This is a genomic window from Saccharothrix tamanrassetensis (genome assembly GCF_014203665.1).
Lineage (GTDB): Bacteria > Actinomycetota > Actinomycetes > Mycobacteriales > Pseudonocardiaceae > Actinosynnema > Actinosynnema tamanrassetense.
Genome location: NZ_JACHJN010000001.1, coordinates 388,451 through 415,361 on the forward strand (window position 1 = coordinate 388,451; position 26,911 = coordinate 415,361).

A 26,911-nucleotide genomic window follows, 5' to 3' on the forward strand; every position below is an offset into this window, starting at 1 on the left:
TCATCGGCCGGCCGGCACGCCTCGCCTTCCCTTTTCCTTTTCATACGGCAAAGCGGTCACGCCCACCGGGATCGGGGCGTGACCGCTTTTCGGACCGGAAGGTGCTACGAGGCGAGCGATCCGACGACGTCCCGCGTGGCCTGGAGGAGGATGCCCATCATGGTGCGCAGCTCCTCGTCGGTCATCGCCAGCGGCGGCACGATGACGATGGTGTCGTTGGGCGCCGAGTGGATGATCAGGCCCAGTTCCTTGCAGCGGTCGGTGATCCGGCCCGCTACGCCGACGTCCCAGGGGAACGGCTCGCGGGTCTCCTGGTCCTCCACGAGTTCGACCGCGGCGAGCATGCCGCACTGCCGGATGTCGCCGACGTGCGGCACGGGGCGGAACTTGGCGAGTTCCTCGGCCAGGATGACCGACATCTCCTGGGCGCGGCGGACCACGTCGTCCTTCTCGAACAGCTCCAGGCTGGCCAGGGCGACCGCGACGGAGAGCGGGTTGCCGGAATAGGTGTGGCCGGACAGCAGCATCTTGCCGTCGCCGCGGAAGGCGTCGAACACCTCCGCGGTGGCCATGGTGGCCGCCAACGGCATGTAGCCGCCGGTGAGGCCCTTGCCGACGCACAGGATGTCGGGTGTCACGCCGTCCGCTTCGCAGGCGAACATCTTGCCGGTGCGGCCGAAACCGACGCCGAGTTCGTCGGCGATCAGCAGCACGCCGTGCTTCTTCGCGATCTCCGCCACCCGGCCCAGGTGTCCGTCACGGGCCACGATCATGCCGCTGACGTTCTGCACGCGCGGCTCGATCAGCACGGCGGCCACCTGGTCGCCCTCGCGCTCCAGCACCTCCTCCAGGGTGTCCGCGCACGCGAGGGTGCAGTTGTCCTGGCACAGGGTGCAGCGGTAGCAGTACGGCTGCGCGAACGCGCTCGTCTCGCGCAGCAGCGGCTGGTAGAAGTTCTTCAGGATGGTCATCTGGCCGACCGACAGCGCGCCCATGGTGTCGCCGTGGAACGCGCCGGTCATCGACACGAACTTGTTGCGCTGCGGCGCTCCCTTGAACACCCAGTACGAGTAGGCCATCTTCATGGCCGTCTCCACCGCGCTCGACCCGGTCTCCAGGAACAGGACCTTGTCGATCCCCTCGGGTGCCAGCCGGACCAGTCGTTCGGCCAGCTCCGCCGCGCCGGGGTGGGTCATGCCGTAGAGCGTGGTGTGGGCGACCTTCGCGGCCTGCGCCGCCAGTGCCTCGTTGAGCTCCGGCCGCTGGTGCCCGTGGATGTTGACGCCCAGGGAGGAGCCGCCGTCCAGGTAGCGGTTGCCTTCGGAGTCGACCAGGTACACGCCCTCGCCGTGGTCGATCACCAGCGGCTTGGTCTTGAGGTAGTCGTCGGTCGGGGTATACGGGTGCCAGACGTGCTGCTGGTCGAGCGTCTGCAGCCGTTCGGTGTCCGTCATCTCCATGTCCATGCGTCGGCGCTCCGTGGGTGGGTGTCCGGGTCGAGACGCCGCAGTCCACCAGTCGCCGGGGGTCCGCGTCTGCGCAGGAGTGCGCAGGTCCGGCTCTGCTCAACTCTGAGCAGAGCCGGCGGCGGGGCGTCGCGATGCTCTTCGGGACCGGGGGTGCGCCCGGCGAGACGAAAGGGGACGCCGTCGTGACGACCTCGGAACACCTCGACCTGATCTCGGCCGAGTCGCGGGCCACGGCTTACGAGACCTACGCCGGACTGCGGTCGGACGCCCCGATCTCCCGGGTGAAGATGCCGACCGGGCAGGACGTGTGGCTGCTGACCGGCTACGAGGAGGGCGTCGAGCTCCTCACCGACTACAACCGGTTCAAGACCACCGCGACCGTCGTGCCGGAGGGCGTGGAGATGCCCGCCGTGCCGGACGCGGTGCTGCGGCTATTGGGTGGCAGCATGGCGGCCCTGGACCCGCCGGACCACACCCGGCAGCGCCGGCTCGTGCAGGCCGCGTTCACGCCGCAGTACGTGGAGAAGCTGCGCCCCGTCGTCCAGGCGATCACCGACCGCCTGGTGGACGACCTGCTGGCCCGCCCGGACCGGAGCGTCGACCTGGTCGAGGAGTTCGCGGTGCCGCTGCCGCTGACCGTGATGTCGAACATGCTCGGCATCCCGCCGACCGACCGCGACCGGTTCCGGCTGTGGTCGGAACTGCTGCTGGGGCTGGACCCCACCTCGGCCCAGTCCGCGCCCAACGGCATGAGCCCGATGGACGTGATGGCCGAGATCGAGCGGTTCGTCGGCTACATCGACGCGCTGATCAAGGCCAAGCGGGCCGATCCCGGCGAGGACCTGATCTCCGGCATGGCGCTGGCCGAGGCCGACGGCGAGCGGATGACCGACGACGAGGTGCTGAAGATGGTGGCGCTGCTGGTCGTCGGCGGCCTGGGCACCACGCAGCACCTGATCGGCAACATGGTGCTGGCGCTGTTCCGCAACCCCGACCAGCTGGCGCTGCTCAGGGCGCAGCCCGAGCTGGCCGCGAACGCGGTGGACGAGATGCTGCGCTACCACGGTTCCATCGAGATCAGCTTCCCCCGCTTCGCCGCCGAGGACACCGTGCTCGCGGGCGAGTCGATCGCCAAAGGCGAGATGCTCATCGCCGTGCTCGCCGCCGGCAGCCGTGACCCCCGCAAGTTCACCGACCCCGACCGGCTCGACATCCGGCGGCACGGGGCGAGCCGGCACCTCGGGTTCGGCCGCGGCGCGCACATGTGCCTGGGCGCGCCGCTGGCCCGGGTGGAGGGCCAGATCGCGCTGAACACCCTGCTCAGCCGGTTGCCCGAGCTGCGCCCGGCGATCAGCCTGGACGACGTGACCTGGCGTGCCGGCATGACGCTGCGCGGGGTGACGGCACTGCCCGTGGCGTACTGACCCCAACGGCCGCCGCCCACCGCCCTCCTGTTCCGGAGGGCGGTGGGCGGTTTCGTGAGCGGCCTCAGGTCCGGGCGTCGATGAAGCGCACCGCCAGCTCCACCAAGTGCTCCTCCGCGCGGAACAGCGACAGGTGGTCGCCGTGCGCGGTGACGTGCAGGGTCGCGTCGGCCAGTCGCCCGGCGACGGCGTGCGACCCGGCGGGGTGGGCGGTTTCGTCGTCCTCGCTGGTCACGACCAGCGTGCGGTGCGGTACGTCGGGCAGGTACGGGCGCAGGTCGGTGGCCATGATCTCGCCGTTGAGCCGGCAGTACAGGTGCAGCAGTTCGGGCGTGGCGTAGGGGTAGACCACGAGGTGCGCCAGTCGCGGCGGGGTGACGCCGAGCATGGTGTGGGCGAGGACCGCGTGGACTCCCGCCGCCTTGTCGGTGCCCCGCGCGGCCATCGCCATGAGTGCCTGGAGGTTCCGCTGGTGGTCGGTCTTCGGGCTTTCGTCGCCGAGGTCGAAGTCGCCGTGCCACAGGCTCAGCGACGACACCCGCTCCGGCTCGCGCGCGGCAGCCACCACGCCGAGGACCGCGCCGCCGCACAGGCCCAGCACGTGCGCCTGGTCGAGTTCGAAGTGGTCCAACAGCGCGAACAGGTCGTCCACCTGCGCCGGGACGTCGACCGCACCGGTGAAGTGGTCGGTGAACAGCCCGCGGGTCTCCCACACCAGGACGAAGTGGTCGCGCGCCAGCGGGCGCATCCAGCCCTCGCACAGGCGCGCGGGCATCCCCGGCGCGGGCACGATCACGACGGCGGGCTTCGTCCGGTCGCCGGCGGCGTAAGCGGGCAGTTCGGCACCGTCGGGCGCACGCACGACCACGCGCGACGCCCACGCGTCGAAGTCCTGCGCCCGCGCGGCTTCGACGTCCGCAGCGGACACTGCGACCGGCTCCGCCAGGTCCAGGTACGCGCTGAGCACCCGTTCGAACGGCCCCAGCCCGTCCACGTCCCCCACGGGCGTGATCGGCGGCAGCCCCAACCGCTCGGCGAGCGCGCCGAGGCCGGGGTCGCCCGACCGGACCCGCACCGGCTGCGGCAGCGCCGACAGCAGGGGTCCTGCCGCGAGGAGGGCTCGCACCAGCTCCACCGGGTTCATGCCGCTCCTACCGTGATCCAGTCGTACTTGCGGTGGTACCCGGTGACCCCGGTGCAGGCGAGCAGCGTGCGGCGCGCACCGACCCGGTCCAGCACGCCGGCGTGGCGGTCCGGGTCGATGCTCTTGTCGGCCACCGGGACGAGGCAGGTCGCGTTCTCCGCCACCAGGTTCTTGTACTCGTCGAAGGTCAGCTCGCAACGCGCGGCCAACTGCTCACCGATCCGCATCCGTCCGACGGCCGCGGTGGACCCCGCGTCGACGACGCCGCTGTAGAACTCCGAGGCGCAGCCGGAACCGTAGGAGTACAGACCGACGCGAACCGGAGCGGTCGGCCGGAGGTGGTCGATCAGGCTGGCCAGCGCCAGGTACACCGAGCCGGAGCAGAGGTTGCCGACCCGGCTCGGGTACTCCAGCGCGGGTGCCACCCGGCGCGCGAAGTCCTCCGCGATGTCCGGGATCCGGTGCTCGCGCGCGAGTTTGCGGTGCGCGGCGCGGACGATCCCGGCGAACGGCGTGTGCATGGCCAGACCGGCGAACGTGGTGGCGAAGTCGACGCCGGAGACCTTGTCCGAGTAGTCGCGGAACGAGTTGGTCAGGCAGTCCAGGTACGCGAACAGCGACCGGTCGGCGTCGGCGATGTCGAACGTCGGCGTGGGCCGGGCGGAGTCGAGGGTCTCGTAGCTGTGGCTGCCGGACGCGCCGAGGTCGAGCGCGAGCACGTGCGGCCGGTCGCTCAACAGCAACGCCGCGCTGCCGGTGCCCATGGCGGGCTCGGTGTACGCCGCCCCCTCGTCGACCAAGGACACATCGGTCGCGATCACCAGGGCCTTGGCACCGGGCGACACACCGGCAGCCAGGTAGCCGCACGCCAACTGCAACGCGCCGGTGGCGGCGTAGCACGCCTGCTTCACCTCGAACACCCGGCAGCGCCTGCTCAGCCCGAGGTGCTCGTGCACGTACGAAGCGATGGACTTGCTGTAGTCCACGCCCGACTCGCTGGACGTCACGACCAGCTCGATCCGGTCCCGCTCCGCCGGGTCCAGCGCGTCCACGATCGGCTTGGCCGCGTTCACCGCGTGCGTCACCGGGTCCTCGAACGGCAGGGCGACGGACTTCTCGGACATCATCAGGTTGTCCAGCCGCGCCGGGTCCAGGCCGCGGCCCGCGAACAGCGCGGGCACCGCGATGCGGGCCACCCCGCAGTAGGTGTTGAGCGCCTCGATCCCGACGTTCATCGCGCCCCCAGCTCGGTCAGGAACGCCACCAGGTGGTCGATGTCGCGCAGGTCGCTGAAGCTGGCCAGCGGTTCGGCCAGGCCCAGCCGCTCCCGGACGCCGAGGATGATCTCCACCCGGTCCACCGAGTCCGCGCCCAGGTCCCGCAGGTGCTGCCGACCGGATATCCGGTCGGCCGGCACGGTCGGCAGGATCTCGGTGATCACCTCGTGGACCACGTCCCGCACCGCCTCGCTCATCCCGCCACCCCCGTCTTCACCTGTTGCACCGCGACGGCGATCAGCCGTCCCGTGGTCCGGTCCGCGAGCACGGCCCGGACCGTCTCGTCCGCGTCCGGCAGCTCGCCGCCGCTCTGGTGGGACAGCTCGACCCTCAGCACGGTGCCCGCGTCGGCGTTGCCCAGGTAGCACACCTTCTGGTCGAGCACGATGCGGTCCAGGAACCCGGTGTCCGTCCCGCCCCGGTGCCGCCACAGCCGCAGCAGGGCCCAGTCCACGATGGAGAAGTAGGCCGCGAAGTACAGCAGCCCCACGCCGTTGAGGTCGCGGGTGACGTCGACCGGGTAGTCCACGGTGAGCCGGGCCCGCTCGTCGGCCGGTGGCGACAGCGCACCGAGCGAGCGGATCTCGTTGTACGCGCGGCGCGGCGAGTACTCGGCGGGCAGCACGGGCAGGTGCTCGTGCCGGAAGTCGGCGGGCGAGGCGCTGCGCAGGTCCTCGTTGCCGCCGGACGCTCCGCGTGCCACCCAGCGGTTGAAGTTCTGCGCGTACAGGCATTCCGGGTCCGGGTGCGCGTAGAACTCGTCGGGGTCGACCCGCCGGGCCGGTCCGCCGCGCCGGATCTCGTGCAGCGTCAGGACGGACTCGCTGCCGAACCCGAACACCCGCGAGTCGACGCGCAGCATGTCCCCGAACGTCAGGCCGCGCACGTGGAAACCCGGGCTGGCGCGCACGTGGTAGTAGTAGAACGCCAGGTAGGTCGGCGCTCCCCCGCCGTCCCGGGCGGTGTAGACGTTGGTCCCGCACAAGGCGCTGACGGTGTCCCACGTCCAGTCGCCGATCTGGCCCACGAACAGCGAACCCGGTCCGCACATACCGGGTCGCACGACCGTCGTGCGGGTCGTCGAGTCGCTGTCGAGCACCTCCAGGTCGCGGGTGGTCAACGCGGTCACGAGGGCACCTCCTGTGTGTCGTGCTCGGCGACGAACGCGGCCAGCACGCTGTTGCACTGCGCCGGGCTGGTCAGGTACGGGAAGTGGCCCGCGTCGGGGATCTCGGTGTAGCGGGCGTCGGTGATCGCGCCGTGCAGCAGGTGCGCGGTCTTCAACGGGATGACGGTGTCGCTGCGCCCCTGCACGACCATCGTCGGAACGTCCACTTCGGACAGCCGGGCGAGCAGGTCCGGTCGGGCGGCGAACACGTCCAGGTAGCGCAGACCGATCTGCGGGTCCATGCTCTCACAGCGCAACAACAACTGCTCGATCCCGGCACGGTCGCGCGCGAGCCGCTCGGACCCGCTCTCCCCGATCGTCCGGTCCAGGTCCTCGGCCGCCACCACGGCCAGCCGGTTGATCTCGCCGACCCGGTTGCCGATCTTGTAGGAGCTGCCGAGCAGGGTCAGGGACGCGGTGTCGCGCGGGAAGTCCAGCGCGTAGGTCAGCGCCACCAGGCCGCCGAACGACGCGCCGACGACGTGCACCGGGCCGGTCACGCCCAACGCGTGGAGCGCGTCCCGTTCCAGGGCGGCGAGGCCGGCGAGCGTGATGTCCGGTGCGGCCGTGGTGCTGCCGACGCCGGGGTGGTGGATGCTGATCACGCGGTGCCGGTCGGCGAGTTCGGCGAACTGGTGGGCGAACACGCCCGCACCGATGTTGAACGGGTGCATGAGCAGCAGGGGCGACCCCTCGCCGGCGGTGAAGACCTCCACCTCCGCACCACCCGCCGGCACGACGTGCCGCCGGACGTCCGGCCGGTGCTCGCGCAGCACCTGTTCGTTGTCGTCACTGGGCTTCTGCCCCTCGCTGAGGGCTCGGCGCACGTCCTCGGGCACCCGTTCGACCGGCTGGTAGACCGCGCGGGCCGCTTCCCCGGCGGTGCGGACGCCGCCGGTGACGAGTTCGACCGCCGTGCCCCCGGCGGCCAGCTCGGCGATCCGGTCGGCGATGGGCTCGACCTCGGCCGGGCCGTACCCGACCGGCACCGCGAGCCGCACGCAGCCCGACAGCTCGCCGACCGACAGGTGCGGCGCGCCGCGGACCCCCGCGCCCCGGTAGAGCCACGCCAGGCAGGACATCACCGGGTGCTCCTGGCCGGCGAACGCGGGCATCCGGGCCACGTCGAGCAGCACGCAGTGCCCGGCGACCGGTTCCACCACCGGCACACCCCGGTCGCGCAGCCCGCTCCACAGCGCCCGCACCGCGGCCATCCGCCGGCGCACCTGCGCGGCCACGCCGTCCCGGTCGGCGACCGCGTTCGCGATCACGTTCCGGGTGGCCAGGTCCACCTCCCACCCGCGCCGCGCCACGTCCTCGCGCAGCCGGGCCGCCAGCGCCTCGTCGTTCGTGGCCAGCAGCCCGCCCGCACCGACGCCGAAGTCCTTGGACAGGCTGAACGTCGCCGTGTCGGCGAGCGCCAGCATCTCGCGGACCACCGGCCACGGGTCGCCGCCGTCGGCGAGGAACATCGCGTTCTCCACGATCCGACTGGCGTCCAGGACCAGGTCGACCCCCCGCTCACGGGTGATGCGGCGGACCTCGCGGAGTTCGTCGAGCCCGATCGGGTAGCCGCCGCCCGCGTTGTTGGACGCCTCCACGACCACGAAGGCCGTGCGGTCGTCGACGGCGCGGGCGATGTCGCCGGGGTCGAGCGTGCGGCCGTCACCGACCTGGACCGGTTCGTAGCCGACGTCGGTCAGCGCGAGCAGCCAGGTGGGGAACACGGCGGTGTGCAGCACGACCCCGCGCCTGCCCGGCCGGCTGCGGCACAGCATCGCCTCGGCCGAGCGCCCCGACCTGGTGGGCAGGACTTCGGCGAACGGCAGCCAGTCGTGCGCGGTGAGCTTCGGCGCGGCGGGGCGTTCGGCGAGGTCCCGCATCCGGCGCGCGATGAAGGCGTCGGCACGTTCGGCCCACGAGTCGGTGAGCAGGTCGACCGGGACGAGGTCGTGCGCCAGGGTGAGCGGGTTGTAGCCGTGCCCGGCGAGGATCGCGCTGCGCCCCGGTTCCGTCGTGGGGTCGGGCGGCGAGCCCGCGGCCTTCACCGGCGCGGCCACCGGAACCTCGGCCCTCACCGGGGCCTGCGGCGGGACGGGGACCGGGCGGGCGGCTGTGCCGCGACCGGCAGGCCGCTCCGGGGCGACCCCGGCCGCCTTCGCCACGGGCGCGGGCGGCGTCACGTCCGGGAACAGGTCGGGGTTGGCGATCATCAGGATGATGTCGGTGACCGACGTGCGGTCCTCGGCGGCGGTCCGGCACAGGTAGATCGGGGTGTTCGTGGGCCGGAACTTGTTCTTGAACCGGAAGTTCCCCTCGCCGAAGATGCCGACCGAGTGCAGCTCCTCCAGCGCCTCCGCGACCTCGGGGTCGGCGTTGGGCGACTTCGCGATCGCCACTCCGAAGCTCGCGCCGAAGCTGAACGCCGTGCAGCCTTCCGCCTTCGTCTTCTCGATGATCTTGACGATGGCGTACTCCAGCCCGCCGGCGGGCATGGTGGGCGGGTAGAACTCCAGGTCCAGCAGGTAGCAACGCTCGGACGGCAGCTTGGTGACGATGATCGCGTTGACCATCTCGTCGTCCACGTAGGTCAGGAACACCCGGTGCCGGGAGTCGAGCCGGCCGGTGCGGATCTCCTCGCGCACCACACCGACGTACGGGTTCACCATCTGCTTGTGGTCGCCCCACGAGTCCATCAGGCCGACGATCCGCAGGTCGACCGCGGGGTCCTCGCCCACCCGGTACTCGTCCACCCGGCACGCGCCGGCCCGCTCGAACCGGCCGAGCAGGTTGCGCAGCCGCTGCATCCGGCCGCCGGCGGTGGTGAAGGACGACAGGTCGTCCAACCGCTGCACCGCCCCGAACGGGGTGGCGGTGATCGGTTCCCCGGCGACCTCGGTCAGGTGCGCGAGGGACAGGAAGTTCGGCCGCAGACCGTTGCGCCGGGCCCAGGCCATCCAGTCCGCCACCAGGTCGTGGAAGTGGTCGGGGTGGCCGACGAAGCTCCAGGCGAACAGGTCGTCGCCGCGCGTCGAGAAGTTGACGTAGCCCTCGCGGGGCGTGTCCACGAACGCGAACGGCGCGATGTCGCGTCCGGCCAGGCCGCCTTCCTTGGCGTAGCGGCGATCCAGGTCGGCCATCAGCTCGCGCAGCGCGGGCCGGTCCGCCAGCGCCCGTTTGCGCACGACCACCGGCTCGCCGTCGACCTCGCCGGGCGTCTCGATGTCCCCCGTGCCCCGCCGCACCGGAGCCGGGGCCGGGGCCGACCCGGCCTGGCCGGACAGGAAGCCGGTGAGCTCGGCCATGGTCGGCCGGTCGAACAGCAGCGTCTTGGGCAGTGCGCCGTACCGCTGCTCCAGTGCGCCGATCACGCGCAGCATGTCGAACGACGTCAACCCGTTGTCGGCGAACGACCGGTCGGGGTCGAGCGGTCGGTCCAGGGCCTCGGCCACGATCCCGCCGACCGGGTCACCGGGTTCGACGATCTCGCCGACCGGGCCACCGGAATCAGCCGGTGCGGCTGAACGCTCCGGTGCAACGGATTCGGCGGGCTCGTCGACCGGATCCAGAGCGTCCACTGTGGACTTGCTGCGAGAAATGAGCGCAACCAGAGCATCCACCGTGTCGTGCTCGTACAACTCGGCCGCGGTCAGCTCGACGTCGAACCGGGCCATCAGCGTCCGGGCCAGCTCCATCCGGAAGATCGAGTCCAGTCCCAGGTCGGAGAACGCGCTGCCCGCGGCGATGTCGCCGGGCTCCGTGCCCAGTACCCGTGCCACGGACTCCCGGATCACCTCGGCCACCGACGTGCCGTTCGAGGTTTCGTTCGAGGTCCCGTTCGACGTGCGGGTCGAGGTCTCGTTCGACGTGCGGTTCGGGGTGCCGTTCGACGGCTTGACAACCCGGGCGGACGCCACCGGGGCGGCTTCCACCACCGGCTCGGGCGCGAACTCCCGCGAGGCCGGCGAACTCCCGTTCGCCCGGATCACCGCCGGGTCGCGCAGCACCAGCTTGCCGGGGGCGACCTGTGCCGGCGCGGCCACCGTCATCGGCACCGGCTTGCCCGCGGTGGCCTTCGGCAGCTGGTCGAACCAGAACGGTGTCCTGGCGAACGGCGGCGCGGGAGCGGAGATCCGCACCGGCCGCACGGACCAGGAGGTGGCCCAGTCGACATCGGAACCGTCGAGCCAGGACCGGGTCAGGGCGTCGTGCACCGGATCGGTGTCACCGAGCAGCACGGACACCGCCTCGGCGTGATCCGCGACCACGGCCGCGAACCGGTGTGCCAGCACCTCGCGGCCGGTCTGCAGGGTGTACGTGACCCGATCGAGGTCCGGGCCGCCCATCAGGAACCGGGCCACCCGCTGCCGGTACTCCGCCAGCGCCGCCTCGGACGACGCCGACAGCACCAACCGCCACGGCCCGGTGCCCACCCCGGCCACCTGTTCCGCCGCGGACTCCAGCACGACGTGCGCGTTCGTCCCGCCGAAGCCGAAGGAACTGACGCCCGCCACGCGGGGCCCGGTCCACGGCTCCCGCTCGGTGACGATGCGGAACGGCGTCCCGTCCAGCCGCAGGAACGGGTTGGGTCGGTGCTGGTGGATCGTCGGCGGCAGCTCGCCGTGCCGCATCGCCAGCAGCACCTTGAGCAGACCCGCGATCCCGGCCGCCGCTTCGAGGTGGCCGATGTTGGTCTTCACCGCACCGACCGCGATCTCCGCGTCCACCCCGGCGAACGCCTTCTTCAGGCCCTCGATCTCGATCGGGTCGCCGAGCCTGGTGCCCGTGCCGTGCGCCTCGATGTAGGACACGCGGGCCGGGTCCACGTCGCCGGTCCGGTACGCCTGCGCGACGACCCTGGCCTGCGCCTCGGGGTTGGGCGCGGTCAGCGACGGTCCGCGCCCGGCGTGGTTGACCGAACTGCCCCGGATGACCGCGATGACCTGGTCGCCGTCGGCCAGCGCGCGGCTCAGCGGCTTGAGGACGACCGCGCCGCACCCCTCGCCGCGGCCGTACCCGTCGGCGTCGGCGTCGAACGTCTTGCACCGGCCGTCCCGGGCGAGCATCCCGGACGAGTCGAACGCCACGAACAGCCCGGGGCTCAGCAGCACGTTCACCCCGCCCGCGAGGGCCATTTCGCACTCCCCGGAGAGCAGCGCGCGCACCGCCCGGTGCACCGCGACCAGCGAACTGGAGCACGCGGTGTCCACGGCCTCGCTGGGACCACGCAGGTCGAACAGGTAGGACACCCGGTTGGCCAGGATGCAGTCGGCCAGGCCGCTCGCGGTGTGCGCCTCGACCGGGACGTCGTGGTCGCGCAGCAGGTCGTCGTAGTCACAGGCGGACACGCCCACGAACAGCCCGGTCTCGGTGCCCGCCAGGTCGGCCGGGCGGTAGCCCGCGTCCGCGACGGCCTGCCAGGCGGTTTGCAGGAACAGCCGCTGCTGCGGGTCCATCAGGGACGCCTCGCGCGGCGAGATCCCGAACTTCGCGGCGTCGAACGAACGCACGTCGTCCAGGAACCCCGCCCGGACGTCCGCCGTGGCCGCGTTGTCGCGCAGGTCGGTCCGGTCCTCGGGCACCGGGCGCACCAGGTCTTCACCGGCGCGCAGCCGGCGCCAGAACGCGTCCAGGTCGGGTGAGCCGGGCAGCACGCCGGCCATGCCGATCACCGCGATGGCGTCGGCGGCGGGCTGAACCGTCACGGGCACGACTTCCTCCTCGGCGACGGGAACCGCGGCGCGCAGGTGGTCGGCGAACGCGGTGAGCGTCGGGCACTCGTAGAGCACGGTCGGCAGCAGGTCCGTGCCGAACCGCTCGTTGACCTGGTTGATCAGCTCGGTCAGCGAGATCGAGTCGAAGCCGAGGTCCAGGAAGGCGGTGTCGGGGTCGACCTCGCGCTCGTCCACGAGCAGGAAGCCGGCGGCGAGCCTGCGCAGCTCGGTGTCCAGGTCCCCGGTGACGACGGCGGCCCGCGGCCGGCCGGACTCCACCGGCCGGACCACCGCGACGATCGGCTCACCGGCCGTGATCGCCCGGTCGAACGCGTGCAGCGCCTCGGCGGTGCCGAGCGGTCGGCTGCCCCAGCGACGGGCGAAGAGCTCCCGCGTCGCATCGTCCACCCGCATCCCGCCGTCCTCCCACAACGGCCAGCAGATCGACACCACACCCGGCGTCGCGGCGGCGTACTCGTCCAGGAACGCGTTGGCGTAGGCGTAGTCGACCTGCCCCAGGTTGCCGGTCCGCGCCGCCACCGACGAGAACAGGACGAAGAACTCCAGCGACTCGTCCCGCAGTGCGCCGGCGAGGTGCCCGACGCCCCGCACCTTCGGCGCGAGCACCGCGTCGATCCCGGCGGCGGACTTGGTGACGGCTCGCGCGTCGTCGTGCACCCCGGCCGCGTGCACCACACCGTCGATCCGGCCGTACCGCGCCTTGACCTCGGCCACCAACCGCCGCACGTCGGACTCGACGGTGACATCCGCCCGGTCCCGTCCGACCACGACAACGGCCTCCGGGTCACGAGTCGCCCGCAGGTGGGCCGTGATGTGCCGCCCGATCGCCCCGCTGCCGCCGAAGATCACGTACACGCCGTTCGTCCGGCGTCGCGGGGCGGGAGGCTCGAACGACACCAGACGCCGCGTCGACCGGGCGCCGTCGGCGTACCGGACCTCGGTGACACGGTCCTCCGGCTTGCCGTCGACGTGCCGCAGGTCGTCCGGCTGCGGTGTGCCACGTACCACCGCGCCCGAGAACCCGCTGTGTTCCAGGGCGAGCGTCCGCAACGCGGCCGACACCGCGACGTACGCGGGCCGGTCGTCGGGGCAGGCGACGACAACCCGGAGCCGCGTGCCACCGTCGTTCGCCAGGACGGCTGTCGCGGCGCGCAGCACGTCGTGCAGCGCGTGCCCGACTTCGTCCGCGAGCCCGCCGGACGCGACCGGCAGGTGCACCACCACGGCGTCCGGTGCCGGCTCGTCGACCCGACCTCCGAAGTCGGGACCGGTGCCCAGGACACGGACGCGCGACGGCATCGGCCCGGTTCGGGGAGACGGCTCCGGTTCCCACTCCGGCCGCAGGTAGACACACGGGTCACTCGGCTCCGGATCGCGCACGGCCGTCCCACTCGGGTCGTCCGCGATGTCCGTGCCGTGTCGATCATCGGTGCCGGCCACGCTCGTGCCGTCCGTGGGGGCCGTCACGCGTAGGTCGTCGACGCTGACGACCACACGGCCCTGGTCGTCCGTGATGCGCAGCGCGAACCGGCGCGTGGCCCCGGTCGCTGTCTCCACCGCGTGCACCCAAGCCCGCGTGGGCAACGGCCCGGCGACGGCCAGCGTCCCCAGACCCACCGGAAGCTGGGCGGTGTCCGGGCCCGGCAGAGCGGCGAGCGCCTGCAACGCCCCGTCGAGCAGCAACGGCAACGCGCCATCGGCCGCGTCCACCAAGGCCAGGCACTCGCGATCGCCCACGTGGACCTCGCGCAGCACCCGCATCCGCTCGCCGTGCTCCAACCCCGCCGCACGCATCCCCGCGTACAGGTCCGCGGGGTCCGCCGAGCCGGGGCAACGGCGCCGGACCTCCATCACGTCGAGCACGTCGGACGACGCACTTCCCTGCTCATAGCGGCCCGAGGCGAACTTGGTCGTGCCATCGGTCACGGAGAAGACGCCGTCCCGCAGCTCGGCACGCGGTGAGTGGTCGTCCGGAAGCACCGGCGCGAGCCACCGAACGTCCCGAAGCACCACCCGGTCACCCAGCTCCGCGCAGACCATCGCCAACGACGCCGCGCCCGGCAGCACGCGCCGCCCGCCGACGCGGTGATCCGTCAGCCAGGGTTCCGCCACCGGCTCCGGCAGCCACAACCGCTGCCGCTCGAAGGGGTACGGCGGCAGCGTCACGCGCTCCGGCCGCACCGGCCACAGCCGCGCCCACTCCACCGGAACGCCGAGGACCCACAGCGCGGCGAGCTTGTCCAGGCGGCGGCGTTCCAGCAGCCCGCCGACGAGTTCCGCCCCGTCGTCCCCGTCGAACAGGGCGCGCTCGGGCGACTGCGCCCCGACCGTGCCGTCGACCACGTCCCCGGATCGCAGTCGCCGCACCAGCTCACCGACATCCGACACGACCACCGCGAGCCGGTGCGCCAACTCGGCCCGGCCGACCTGCGTCGTGTACGCCAAGGACGCCAAGGACGGCGACCGTTCCTCCACGAAGTCGGCGACGTCGGACGCCAAGGTCCGCAACTGCGCCGGAGTCCGAGCGGACAGCAGCACGACCTGCTCGCCCTGATCCGGGATTTCTCGTGGCACAGCGGAGAACTCCTCCACGACCAGGTGCGCGTTCGCCCCGCCCGCGCCGAACGAGCTGACGCCGGCCAACCGGGGCGAGGCCCACGGCGTCGCGGAGGTCGGCAGGGAGAACGTCGGCGGCAGGTCGATGCGCGGGTTGACGGTGTCGAGGTTGGCGCAGGGCGCGATCGTCCCGTGCTCCAGCTGCAACAGCACCTTGGTCAGCCCGGCGATCCCGGCCGCGCCCTCCAGGTGCCCGATGTTCGCCTTGACGGAACCGATCGCGCACCGCGCGTCCGGCAATGCCTTGCGGAGTCCGGAGATCTCGATCGGGTCACCCAGCGCGGTGCCGGTGCCGTGCGCCTCCACGTAGCCGACGTCGCCCGGTGCGACCCCGGCCGCCGCCAACGCCCGGACCACCAGTTCGGCCTGCGCGGACGGGTTCGGCACGGTGTAGCCGGCCGTCTTGCCGCCCGCGTTGACGAACCCGCCCCGGATGACGCCCCGGATCCGGTCGCCGTCCCGCACGGCCGCCGCCAGCGGCTTGAGCAGCACCGCGCCCACGCCCTCGCCCGGCACGAACCCGTCGGCGCGCTCGTCGAACACCTTGCAGGCGTCGTCCTGCGCCAGCATCGTCATGGACGACAACGCGATCAGGTGCGCCGGGTGCAGCACGAGGTTCACCCCGCCCGCGATGGCCATCGAGCACTCGCCCCGCCGCAGGCTCTCGCACGCCAGGTGCACGGCGGTCAGCGAGGAGGAGCAGGCCGAGTCGACCGCGAAGCTCGGCCCGGTCAGGTCGAGCGCGTAGGACACCCGGTTCGCGATGGACCAGTACGCCGAGTGGCCGTCGGTGAACCGGCCCCGGGGCCAGCCCTGCGCGGCGGCGATCCGGCCGTACGAGCCGTACATCGTGCCGACGAACACGCCGGTGTCCCGTTCGCGCGCCGACCCGAGGTAGCCGGCGTCCTCCAGCAGCAGCCACGCGGTCTCCAGGAACAGCCGTTCCTGCGGATCGATCGCGGCGGCGTCGCGGGGCAGGATGCCGAAGAACGCCGGGTCGAACCGGTCCACGTCCTCCAGGAACCCGCCCCACCGGCTGTAGGAGCGCTGCGGGCGACCCTTGCGCGGGTCGAAGTGCTCCCGCCAGTCCCAGCGGTCCGGGGGGACCTCGGTGATGGAGGACGTGCCGGACACCAGGTTCCGCCAGAACTCGTCGACGTCCCGTGCGCCGGGGTAGCGACCGGTCAGGCCGACGACGGCGATGCCGTCCGACTCCGGTACCCGCTCGACCACCCGGGCCGGACCGGTCACGACGGCTGGTGCCGGTGCGATCTGTTCCGGCGCGAACTGTGTCGGTGCAATCTGCGCCGGTGAAGTTTGTGCCGGTGCGGTCTCCGCGACAGCCCGTCGCGAGTCGGTGCCGGCAGTGGTCCCGGCAGCAGGTTCGGCGGGGGCGAGGACCGACGCGAGTTCGGCGGACCGCTCGGCCGCCAGGTGGTCGGCCAGGTCCCCGATCGTCAGGTACTCGAACAGCAGCGTCGCGGGCAGTTCGCCCAGGTCGGCCTCGAACCGCCGCACGATCCGCTGGCTCACCAGGGAGTCGACGCCGAAGTTCTCGAACGTGACGGTCTCGTCCAGGTCGGCGGGCCGGAACTTCAGCACCTCCGCGAACACCTCGCGCACGTACCGGCGCACGGCCGAGCGCGACTGCCCGACACGCGGCGTGGCGACCAGGACGCACTGCTCCTGCTCGTCGTCCGCGACCCCCGGCATACCGACGATCCGGGTGGACAGGCCGACCTCGGCCAGCGCGGCCCGCCACTGCGCCGGTGACAGCAGCGGCGAGTGCGGCAGCCTCCGGTGCGCGTCGGTGAACCGCCACCAGCCGGGCAGCAGACCGAACGTCGCGGTGAGGAAGTCCGACTGCCTGGTGACCTCGTTCACCAGCAGCACACCGCCGGGGCGCAGCAGGGAGCGGGCGTGCCGCAGGCTGCGGACGACGTCCTCCGTGGCGTGCAGGACGTTGGTGGCGAGCACGACGTCGTACGACCCGACCTGGAAGCCCTGCTCCGCCGGATCGCGCTCGATGTCGAGCACCCGGAACGTCGCGGTCGGGAACTCCTCCTCCACCTGCCGCAGGAACGCCGTCGAGACGTCGGTGTAGTCGTAGTGCGCGCCGCCCGCGGCAGGCAGGGCGAACGCCGTCCCGGCTCCGGTTCCCGCGCCGATCTCCAGCACTCGCGGGTTCTCCGCGCCCCGTACGGCCCGGGCCACCTGCTCCGCCAGCAGGCGGTGGTAGAAGTCGGACACGGCCTGCCCCCGGTAGACCGCCGCGACCAGGTTCGTGGAGCCGCCGGGGAACAACACCTCGGTGGGCGGTGTGCGGCCGTCCAGGACGCCGGTCACCGCGTCCGTGCACCGCAGCAGCAGTTCCACGTGCGGGGCCAGGTCCGGGTACCGGCAGAGCACATCCTCGGCGGACGTGTTCGTCGCGGGCTCGGCGACCGCAGCGGCCACGGCGTCCCTCAGCGGTGCGGTGACGGCGGGCAACGCCTTGTCCCGCAACAGCTCTCGGGCCAGCGCGTCCAACTCCCGGAACCCGGCGCTGGACCTCGCGTGGTCGTCGCGCGCGGCGACACCGAGTTCCGCCAAGCCCGCCGGGGTGCCCTTGAGCACGGCGACCTGCGGGTGGTCGCCGGCCAGCACCCGTTCGAGCGCCGCGATCCCGTCGGCGGGCTCGATCGACCCGATGCCCATGGCCTCGAACCGGGTGGCGTAGTCGGCGCGGGCGACCACGCCGACACTGCCCCAGTAGCCCCAGTTGACCACCCGCACGGGAACGCCCGCCCGGTGCAGGGCCAGGCCGTACGAGTCCTCGAAGGCACTCGCGGCGGCGTAGTTCGCCTGTCCGGGCGCCGGTGCGAAGGACAGCGCCGAAGAGAACAGCGCGAGGAAGTCCAGCGGCTCGCCCTTCAGCGCGTCGGCGAGCACCGCGACCCCGGTCACCTTGGGTCGCAGCACCTCGACCAGCGCTTCTTCGTCCATTGTGGACACAGTCCGGTCGCGGAGCGTGATAGCGGTGTGGAAAGCACCGTTGACCGGTCCGAACCGGTCGTGGACCTCGGCCACCGCCCGTCGCACCGCCTCGGGGTCGCCCACGTCGGCGCGCAGGTAGACCACCTTGCCGCCGGACGCTTCGACATCGGCGGCGAGACCGCGGATCCGGTCGTCCTCCGGCGAACGGCCGATCCACGCCAGCCGCGCCCGCCGGGTCCTGGCGAGGTGGCGGCTCACTTCGAAGCCGATCCCACCGGCACCGCCCACGAGCAGGTACACACCGCCGTCACGCAGTGGCGCGGCGGTGGTCGGGTCGGCGACGGGTTCGAGGACGCGCACCATCCTCCGGTCGCCGCGCAGCGCGACGAGGCGGTCGGTGCCGCGTTCCCGCCGGATCGCTCCCGCCAACGCGGTCGCGTCGCCGACACCGACGTCCACGCAGGTGACGGACCACTCCGGGTACTCGGCGGCGAGGGCGCTGGCCAGTCCGACCAGTCCGGCGGAGTGCGGGTGGACCGGCTCGCCGTCCACCGCGACCGCACCCGCCACCACGAACGTCAACGTGAGCCGGCGGCGGCCGGCGCCGTGCCGGAGCAGGTGGCGGACCAGCCGGAACGCGTGCAGCGTCGAATCGTCCCGCTCGGCCGGAGCTGTCGGGTCGTCCGGTCGGGCCAGCACGTAGACGGTGTCGAACTCGCCCTGCGGCAGGTCGCCCAACCTCACTGTGACGGCGTTCGGCTGCGGGACTATCGAACACAGCGCCTTCGCCAGCGGCGCGTCGGCGGCGGTGTGCACCACGACCGTGTCGACGACTGGGTTGGCGGCTAGGTTGGCGACCGGGTTGACGGCGAGGCGACCGGCGTCCGGTTCGGTGGCCGGCGCGGGCCTCTCACGCCAGACCGGGACGTGCAGCAGCCCCGAACGCGCGGTCAGCGGCCGCAACGCCACGCCGTCGAGCCGCGCGCGCACCTGGCCGCCGAGATCGGTCAGCGTCACGTCGAACCGGTGGGCGTCCCGCCGCTCGACGTGCACCCTGGCCTGCTCGGGCAAGGGCCCGTCGACCTGCGCCGAATCCACTGCGAACGGCACCACGGGACGGGTGTCGTCCTGCGGGACGAGCGCCACTATCGCTTGGATGGCCCCGTCGATGATCTGCGTATCGTCGCCGGGACGCGCGGTCAGGGTGGCGATCGCCTCGTCCCCGCCGACACGCAGATCGGTCAGCACGCGGTACGACGGGCCGTAGTGGACTCCGGCGCGGGCGAACGCGGCGTATACGTCCGCGACCGGTCGGGTGCACCGGGCGTCGATCGCCGCGAGGTCCACGGTGGCCCGTGGCGCGGCGGTTTCCCGGCGCCAACCGACAGCGTGCGTCTCGTCGGACTTGAGCGTGAGCTGTTCGTCCGCTGTGAAGGTGAGCGTCCGCGGCTGCGTGACGACGACCGGGCGCAACCAGGTGACCCCGCCGATCCGGGCCGGACCGGCGCCCAGGGCGAGGCACAGGAAAGCCGCACCGGGCAGCACCGGCGTGCCGTCGAGCACGTGGTCGGCGACGACCGGGTCGGCCGGGTCGAGGCGCAGTTCGGTGCCCTCACGCCCGACCCAGAACCGGTCCCGGGCGAACGGGTAGGCGGGCAGCGGGACGCGGCGGCCGTCGGTGGGCCAGGAAGCCTCGCCACCCGCGACCCACTCGTCGGCCTGCTTCCGGAGGTCGGCCGGGGCGGTGTCGTCGGGCGCCCCGCCGCGCAGTTGCCGCACCAGGTCTGCCGTGTCCGCCGCGACGAAGGCCCTGCGGACCGCGAGGTGCGCCCGGCCGAGGGTCAGCGTCGTGGCGACGTCGTGCACGTCCGGCGCGGTACGTTCCATGTGGTCGGCGAGTCGGTCGAGCTGCTCGCCGAGCGCGGTGGGCGTGCGCGCCGACACCGGGACGACGACGTGTCCAGTGCTCGCGCGGTGTTGCCGCACGGGTGCCTCCGCGACCACGAGGTGGCAGTTGGTGCCGCTGAAGCCGAACGAACTGACGCCCGCGACGCGCGGACCCGTCCACTCGGTGAGTTCGCGGACGACGCGGAGGCCGGGGATGGGGTTCTCGACCCGGGGTGTCGGCGGGAGCTGCCGGTGCTTCAGCGAGAGCAGCACCTTCAGCAGTCCGGCGATGCCCGCGCTCATCGTGGTGTGTCCGATGTTGCCCTTCACCGAGCCGACGGCGCAGTCGTCGCCCACGGTCCGGCTCAACGCCTTGACCTCGATGGGGTCGCCGAGCGCGGTACCGGTGCCGTGCGCCTCGACGTAGTTGACCTTCGCGTTCGCCTTGTCGTGCACGCGGCGCAGCAGATCGGTCTGCGACACCGCGCTGGGCGCGGTGATGCCGTTCGTGCGGCCGTCACCGTTGATTCCGCCGGCGAGGATCACGCCGTGGACGTGGTCGCCGTCCGCGAGCGCCTGGTCCAACCGCTTCAGGACGACCACGCCGACGCCTTCGCCGAGCACGATGCCGTCCGCGGACGTGTCGAACGGCACGCAGCGGCCGGTCGGCGACAGCATCCCGGCCTGACTGGTCCACACCTGCATCTGCGGCGTGCACATGACCGCCACGCCGCCCGCGAGGGCCGTGTCGCACTCGCCGGAGCGAATGCTCTCGCACGCCAGGTGCACCGCGGTGAGCGACGACGAGCACGCCGTGTCGATCGCCATCGTCGGGCCGGTGAGGTCGAGGTGGTAGGCGATGCGGGCCGGCAGGATGGAGCTCGACGTGCCGAGGAAGGCCTCACTCGTGCCGCCCTGCCCGGCCTGGTCGAGCAGCCGGGGGTAGTCCCCCGCCGCACAACCGACGAACACACCGCACCGCATCGGCCGGCCGGCGTGCCCGGCGTCCTCCAGCGCCGCCCAGGCCTGTTCGAGGAACAGCCGCTGCTGCGGGTCCATCGCCTCCGCGTCCAGCGGCGACAGCCGGAACAGACCCGCGTCGAACGCGTCGACGTCGTCCAGCAGCGCGGCGGTACGGCAGTAGGTCCTGCCGGGCGCGGCGGGGTCCGGGTCGTAGTGGTCGGTCAGGTCCCACCGCTCGGCCGGGACCTCGCGGATGGCGACGTGGCCGGCGGCGAGGTTGCGCCAGAAGGCGTCCAGGTCGGGAGCGTCGGGGAACCGCCCCGCCATCCCGACGACCGCGATCGCGTCCCCGTTCGGGGGCTTCGGGTCGGGGCTCCGCAGCGTGACGGTGGCGGCCGGCGCGTCCGACTCCGGACCGCGCAAGGTGACCGTCGTCGCTTCCCGCTCGGAGGTCGGCAACGCCACCGTGACCGCCGGGGTTTCGGTCTCGGCGGTCGGCAGCGTCACCGTGACCGCCGACGACTCGGACTCGGGAGTCGGCAGCGTCACCGTCACCGCCGGCGTCTCCGGTTCGGCCGACGCGACGGTCAGGGTGAGTTCCGCCGGCTCGGTCGCGGGCTCAGCCGGCGTGGACCCCGGAGTGGCGGACGAGGTGGACATGGACAAGGGAACCGTGGACTCCGGCGTGGTGGCCTTGTGGGTCACTTCGATCCGCACCGAGGCTTGGTCCGCCGTGGCCTGTTCCCGCATCGCCACCGACTCCCCCGCCGCGCGCAGCACCTCACCGGCCAGCTCCGGCACCGTGGGGTGGTCGTAGACGGCCACCGAGTCCAGGTCCGTGCCGAACCGCCGGTTCAGGTCGCGGACGAGTTCCACCGCGCCGATCGAGTCCAGTCCCAGGTCGGAGAAGCTGCTCTCCGGCCCGATCTCGTCCGGCCGCAGGTACAGCACCGCGCTCAACACCTGCTCGATCGCCGCCCGCACGGCCGCCACGTCCACCCCGGCCTCGCCCCGATCCGGCGCCGTGGCGCGGACCTGAGCCGTGACCTCGACGGGGATCCGAGCCGAGACCTCGGTGTGCGCCGGTGCAGGAGTGGGTGCGGGTGCGGGTGCGCGAGTGGCTTCGGGAGTGGGCGCGGGAGTGTCGCCGGTGGCGCGGAAACCGTCGACCTTCGCGAAGTGCGTGCGCACCAACGCGGCCGAGTCCTCGCCCAGCACGCGCTCGTGCATCCGCACCTCGCTGGCGATGATCTCCGGCAGCTTGCGCAGCATCCGACCGGCCAACTCGTCCTTGAGCATCCGCACGGCCGACGCGGGCTTGTCCGCGATGGACCGCGCCAAGTCCAGTGCCGTCGGGAGCACGTCGTCCTGCGGCACGACGGTGACGTTCGCGCCGCGCCGACGCAGTTCCTCGCCCGTCAGGGACCGCCCGGTCAACAGCATCTCGGTGGACAACGCCGCCCCGAACCGCTGTTCCAACACGTAGGTCGCACCCATGCCCGGCGTGAAGCCGTACTTGGTGAAGTTCGCGCTGTAGACGGCTTCCTCGGCCAACACGACCACGTCGCCGTAGCACGCGAACGCCAGTCCGCCCCCCGACGCGTGCCCGCTCGCGGCGGTCACCACAGGACGGGTGCAGCGCAGCATCCCCTCGTACACGAACGACGCGTCGGTGAACGTGCCACCGCCCTCGGCCAGCGTCTGCAACGCCTCGGGCGTCCCGCCCATGCTGAACACCGAACCGCTGCCGGTCACCACCACCGCGCGGACGTCCTCGCGCCGCTCGATCTCCGCGAACACCTCGCGCAGACCGTCGAGCAAGCCCGCGGTGAACATCGGCGACTTCATCGCGACGAGTGCGACACCGTGGTCCAACACCCGGAACTCCAACTCAGGCCCGTCCACGACGTGCTCCTCGATGACATGCTCCTGGACCGGTTGTCGGACAGGCGTCGGTGCCGCTGCGGGATTCCCGCCGGCCCAGCCGCCCAGCCAGCACCGCTCCTCCGGCAACGGGTAGCCCGCCAGCGGCACGCGGTGCGGTCGGGCCTCCGGGTAGCAGCGCTCCCAGGGCACATCGGCGCCACCGACCCACTGCCGCGCCACGTCGTGCAGCCGTCCGGCGCGGAACAGGGCGACACAGTCCTCACCCGTCGCCGCACCATCCACCACCACATCGGGCCCCGCCTGCTCACCGCGCGCGAACCGCTCCAGCGCCGCCCGCAGCTCCACCACACCCCGCACCACCAGAGCCATCCGCACCGGCATCGCGGTCCGGCCGACCTGTGCGGTGTAGGCGATGTCGAGCACGCCACCGTCCACCGGGACCTCGTCCAGCCGAGTCTCGAGGCTCAGCCCGTCCGGGTCACCGACCAACTCCACCAGGTCGGCCGGCGTCAGTCCCAGGTCTCCGAGCGTGGTCGACGGGTCCAGCGCCTGCTCGGGGACGCCGAGCAACCGGGCCGCCTCACCGACCACAGTGGACTGCCGGGGCAGTCCCCGCGCGAACGCGGCGGCCGACTCCCGCAGTTCCTCGGCGGTACGCGCGGAAAGCACCACGAGCGCCGGTTCGCGCGGCGACGAGCGCGGCGCCGGAACGAACTCCTCCAGCAGCACGTGCGCATTGGTGCCACCCGCTCCGAACGCGCTCACGCCGGCGCGGCGCGGCTCGCCGTGCCACGGTTCGACCGTGCGCTGCACCCGGAACGGTGTGGCGGCGAAGTCGATGTGCGGGTTGAGTTCGTCGGCGTGCAGCGAGGGCACGAGCCGTCGGTGCCGGAACTGGAGCAGGACCTTGGTGAGTCCCGCGACGCCGGCCGCGCCTTCCAGGTGGCCGATGTTGGACTTCACCGAGCCGATGGCGCACGTCCCGGTGCTGCCCTCGAACGCCTGGCGCAGACCTTCCACCTCGATGGGGTCGCCGAGCGACGTGCCGGTGCCGTGCGCTTCGACGTAGCCGACGGTCGCCGGATCCCAACCGGCCTCGGCCAACGCGCGGCGGATCAGGGCGGCCTGCGAACCGGGACTGGGCACGGTCGCGCCCGCCGTGCGCCCCGTGTGGTTGAGCGCGGTCGCCTTGATCACGCCGTGCACGTGGTCGCCGTCCGCGATCGCCTTGGACAGAGGCTTCAGCAGCAGCGCACCGACGCCCTCACCGGGCACGTACCCGGTGCCGCCCTCGCCGAACGCCCGGCACCTGCCGTCCACCGACAGCCACTGGCCCTGGGCGAGCTGGAGGTACTTCTGCGGGTGGACGGTGACGTTCACCCCGCCCGCGAGCGCCATCGTGCACTCACCGCGCCGGATGCTCTCCACCGCCAGGTGCACGGCGGTGAGGGACGACGAGCAGGCGGTGTCCACGGCCAGGCTGGGACCGATCAGGTCGAACGTGTGCGAGACGCGGTTGGCGATGGAGCAGTGCATGGCGTGCGGCGCGACCCCGTCCTCCGCGCCTTCCACCAGCTGGTAGTGGTTCCACATGGTGCCCGCGTAGACACCGACCACCTCGCCGCGCAGCCGCTCCGGCGGGTAGCCGGCGTCTTCGAGGGTGCGGTGGCAGGTGGTGAGGAACAGCCGTTCCTGCGGGTCCATCCGCTCGGCGTCACGGCGGGAGATGCCGAAGAACGCGGGCGCGAACCGGTCGACCCCGTCGATGAACCCGCCCCACCGACCGTAGGTGCGCCCTGGTGTCCCCTTGGCGGGGTGGTAGAGCGCATCGTGGTCCCACCGGTCGGCGGGTACTTCGGTGATGCCGTCCCGGCCGGCCGCGAGGTTGGCCCAGAACTCGTCGAGGTCCGCCGCTCCGGGATACCGGCCGGCCATGCCGATCACGGCGATGGGCTCGTTCGCTGTCGGTTCGGCAGGTCGTTCGACGGGTGCCTGCGTCGACTCCGCGACGACTGGTGCGGGCTCGACCGCGTGCACGGGCTCGACGGCTGTCGCACCTGCCGACTGGTCCACGACTCCGGGCACCAGGGTACGGACGCGGTCCCTGTCGCCGTGCAGCACCAGAACGGTGCGGTGCGGACTCGCCAACAGGCGTGGCAGCAGGTCGAAGCCGGTGGCGGTGGGCATGGGGGTCTGTCCGGTCGTCTCGGCGACCCGGCGGATGACCTCCGGCGGGACGTTCATGCCGCCCTCGGCCCAGAACGGCCACCCGATGACCACGGTCCGCGCCTGGCCTTGCACGTGCTCCACGCACGCGTTGGCGTAGGCGTACGCGCTCTGACCGGGGTTCGGCACGGCCGCCGACGCCGACGCGAACACCGCGACGAAGTCGACGTCGTCCCCGGCAATCGCCTCGTGCAGGTTCCGCAGACCGGCGAGCTTCGGCGCCACCACCGCATCGAGATCGGGTGCACTCCGGAAGAACAGGCCATCGCGGGTGATGCCGGCGCAGTGGAACACACCGTCGATCCGCCCGAACCGCTCCCGCGTGCCGGCCACTGCCCGGCGTACCGCCTCGGGTTCCGTGACGTCCGCCGTGATGACATGAGCCCCGGGCACCGAATCGGCCGCACGACGGGACATCAAGGCGACCCGTGCGTCGTACCGGGAGACCAGGTGACGGGCGAGCAGTCCCGCCAGGCCGCCCGAACCGCCCGTGATCAGGTAGGCCCCGCCGCGGCGCAATCCGTCGCCGTCCTCCGGCGACACCTCCCGCCACCGCCGCACCAGCCGACGCCCGCCGACGTGGCGGACCTCGTGCTCGACACCGGGTGCGCCCAGTTCGGCCTGGACGGCCGCCGCGATACCACCGGGTTCCGCCACGTGCAGGAACCGACATCGCAGGCTGGGCACCTCGGCGGACATCGTCCGCGCCAGCGCGCCCACCGCGTCGTGCTCGGCCGAGTGCTCCGTCGAGACCACGAACACGTCCCGCGGCCCGAGGTCCACCAACTGCCTGGCCAACGACCACAACGCGGTTGCCGGATCCGACGCGACGAGCACAACGGCGGTCGGAATCGACGGCAGGGCGCGCAGATCGGTGGCCAGCGGCACGGCAGCGGTCAAGCCGGGCGGTGGTGCGTCGGCAACCAGCAGGAAGTCCTTCGTGGACTCCGGAGTCACCGCTTGCGGAACCCACTCGTCCACCAGGCACACCGCACCGTCCGACACCGGGATCTCCACGGTGTGGTTGGCCGACAGGTGTCCGGCGAGCGCGTCGATGGTGCTGTGCTCGAACAGCAATGTCGGGTACAGCGGGGTGCCCACCATGTCCTCCAGCTGGTTGGTGAGCTGGAGCAGCGCCACCGAGTCCAGGCCGAGGTCGTAGAAACCGGTGGTGGTCGCGACGTCGGCAGCCGGACGGCCCAGCATCGAGGCCACCGCCGCCCGGAGGTGATCGGTCAGACCGTTCGGCGAAACCGACCCGGGCAGTGTCGAAACCGGTGCCGGCGGTGCGGGTGGCGTCTGCGGTGCGGGGAGAAGCCGGTGGACTTGGCCGGACTCCCGGATGCGCTTGCAGGTCAAGCCGGTGAAGCCCACCAGGAACCGGCCTTGCGCGTCGCGGACCGTGTAGTCGGTCGTGATGACGTCACCGGAGGGCGCAAGGCGTTCCGGTTGGGCCACGTGGACGTAGCAGGTCTCCGGCAACGGCGACGGCGCGCGCAGCTCGCGCACGAACATCGGGACGAACGGGTCGTCGGTGGGCATCGGGACCTGACCGAACCCGGCCAGCGTGGTGGCGTCCAGCGACGCGGGGTGCAGGTGGAACCCGGGGTCCGGGGCCTCGCGGGTCAGCTCGGCCAGCAACTGGCCGCCACCGGTCGACAGGGTACCGCGACAGCGCATCGGGCTGCCGTGCCGGATCTGCTCGCGCAGGGCGCGTTGGTACAGGACGGAAATGTCCTCGCGGTGCACCGCGACCGCCCGCACCGCGTCGAGGTCGATCGGCGGAGGCACCGGGTCGTCGGTGAAGCACACCAGGCCGTGCGCGTTGTCCCGCCAGTCCGACGCCGGTTCGTCGCCGCGCAGCCAGCGACTGCGCACGGTGAACGGCCGGACGCCGTCGCGTTCGTCCTCGATCGACACCAGCACTTCGCGGTCGTGGCCCTCGGTGGTGACGATCGCCTCGGCCAGCACGGTGTCGCGCACGCACAGCCGCCGATGGTCCCACCCGGCCGCCATGGCGGCCCGGTACACCAGGTCGAAGAACACGACCCCCGGCATCACGGACACGTCGTGGAGCCGGTGGTTCTGCATCACGAAGTCGGTGTGGGTGAGCCGCACCCGGCATTCGATCCCAGCCAT

General features: G+C 72.4%; 7 protein-coding genes. 1 reads left to right on the plus strand and 6 read right to left on the minus strand.

Translation table 11 applies throughout. The features are described from left to right. Positions 1–104: 104 nt before the first annotated feature. Positions 105–1,454, minus strand: a complete 1,350-nt coding sequence (gene bioA / locus FHS29_RS01665) for an adenosylmethionine--8-amino-7-oxononanoate transaminase (protein ID WP_246439761.1) — start codon at positions 1,452–1,454, stop codon at positions 105–107. 197 nt (positions 1,455–1,651) lie between these two features. Between bioA and FHS29_RS01670 the strand changes: the two genes are divergently transcribed. After that, positions 1,652–2,893 carry a cytochrome P450 family protein gene (locus tag FHS29_RS01670; RefSeq protein ID WP_184687536.1) on the plus strand — a complete coding sequence of 414 codons (1,242 nt, stop codon included), beginning with the start codon at positions 1,652–1,654 and terminating at the stop codon, positions 2,891–2,893. A 64-nt stretch (positions 2,894–2,957) separates the two neighbouring features. On the opposite strand, the gene FHS29_RS01675 is transcribed toward FHS29_RS01670, so the two are convergent. Genes FHS29_RS01675 through FHS29_RS01695 form a run of 5 tightly spaced genes read right to left on the minus strand, consistent with a single transcriptional unit; the run spans position 2,958 to position 26,911 of the window. Beyond that, a complete protein-coding gene (locus tag FHS29_RS01675) occupies positions 2,958–4,037 on the minus strand; it encodes an alpha/beta fold hydrolase (RefSeq protein ID WP_184687538.1) in 1,080 nt (359 codons plus the stop codon). Next, on the minus strand, positions 4,034–5,272 hold the full coding sequence (locus FHS29_RS01680) for a hydroxymethylglutaryl-CoA synthase family protein (protein ID WP_184687540.1): 1,239 nt from the start codon (positions 5,270–5,272) through the stop codon (positions 4,034–4,036). The genes FHS29_RS01675 and FHS29_RS01680 overlap by 4 nt, the downstream gene beginning before the upstream one ends. After that, positions 5,269–5,511 carry a phosphopantetheine-binding protein gene (locus FHS29_RS01685; RefSeq protein WP_184687542.1) on the minus strand — a complete coding sequence of 81 codons (243 nt, stop codon included), beginning with the start codon at positions 5,509–5,511 and terminating at the stop codon, positions 5,269–5,271. The genes FHS29_RS01680 and FHS29_RS01685 overlap by 4 nt, the downstream gene beginning before the upstream one ends. Further along, positions 5,508–6,443 carry an LnmK family bifunctional acyltransferase/decarboxylase gene (locus FHS29_RS01690; RefSeq protein WP_184687544.1) on the minus strand — a complete coding sequence of 312 codons (936 nt, stop codon included), beginning with the start codon at positions 6,441–6,443 and terminating at the stop codon, positions 5,508–5,510. Before FHS29_RS01690 ends, FHS29_RS01685 begins: the two co-directional genes overlap by 4 nt. After that, on the minus strand, positions 6,440–26,911 hold the full coding sequence (locus tag FHS29_RS01695) for an SDR family NAD(P)-dependent oxidoreductase (RefSeq protein WP_184687546.1): 20,472 nt from the start codon (positions 26,909–26,911) through the stop codon (positions 6,440–6,442). Before FHS29_RS01695 ends, FHS29_RS01690 begins: the two co-directional genes overlap by 4 nt.

Excerpts from the sequence above, each read along its gene's own strand:
- FHS29_RS01685 (WP_184687542.1), bottom strand. The coding sequence starts at position 5,511 with ATGAGCGAGGCGGTGCGGGACGTGGTCCACGAGGTGATCACCGAGATC.
- FHS29_RS01675 (WP_184687538.1), bottom strand. The coding sequence starts at position 4,037 with ATGAACCCGGTGGAGCTGGTGCGAGCCCTCCTCGCGGCAGGACCCCTG.
- FHS29_RS01680 (WP_184687540.1), bottom strand. The coding sequence starts at position 5,272 with ATGAACGTCGGGATCGAGGCGCTCAACACCTACTGCGGGGTGGCCCGC.
- bioA (WP_246439761.1), bottom strand. The coding sequence starts at position 1,454 with ATGACGGACACCGAACGGCTGCAGACGCTCGACCAGCAGCACGTCTGG.
- FHS29_RS01695 (WP_184687546.1), bottom strand. The coding sequence starts at position 26,911 with ATGGCTGGGATCGAATGCCGGGTGCGGCTCACCCACACCGACTTCGTG.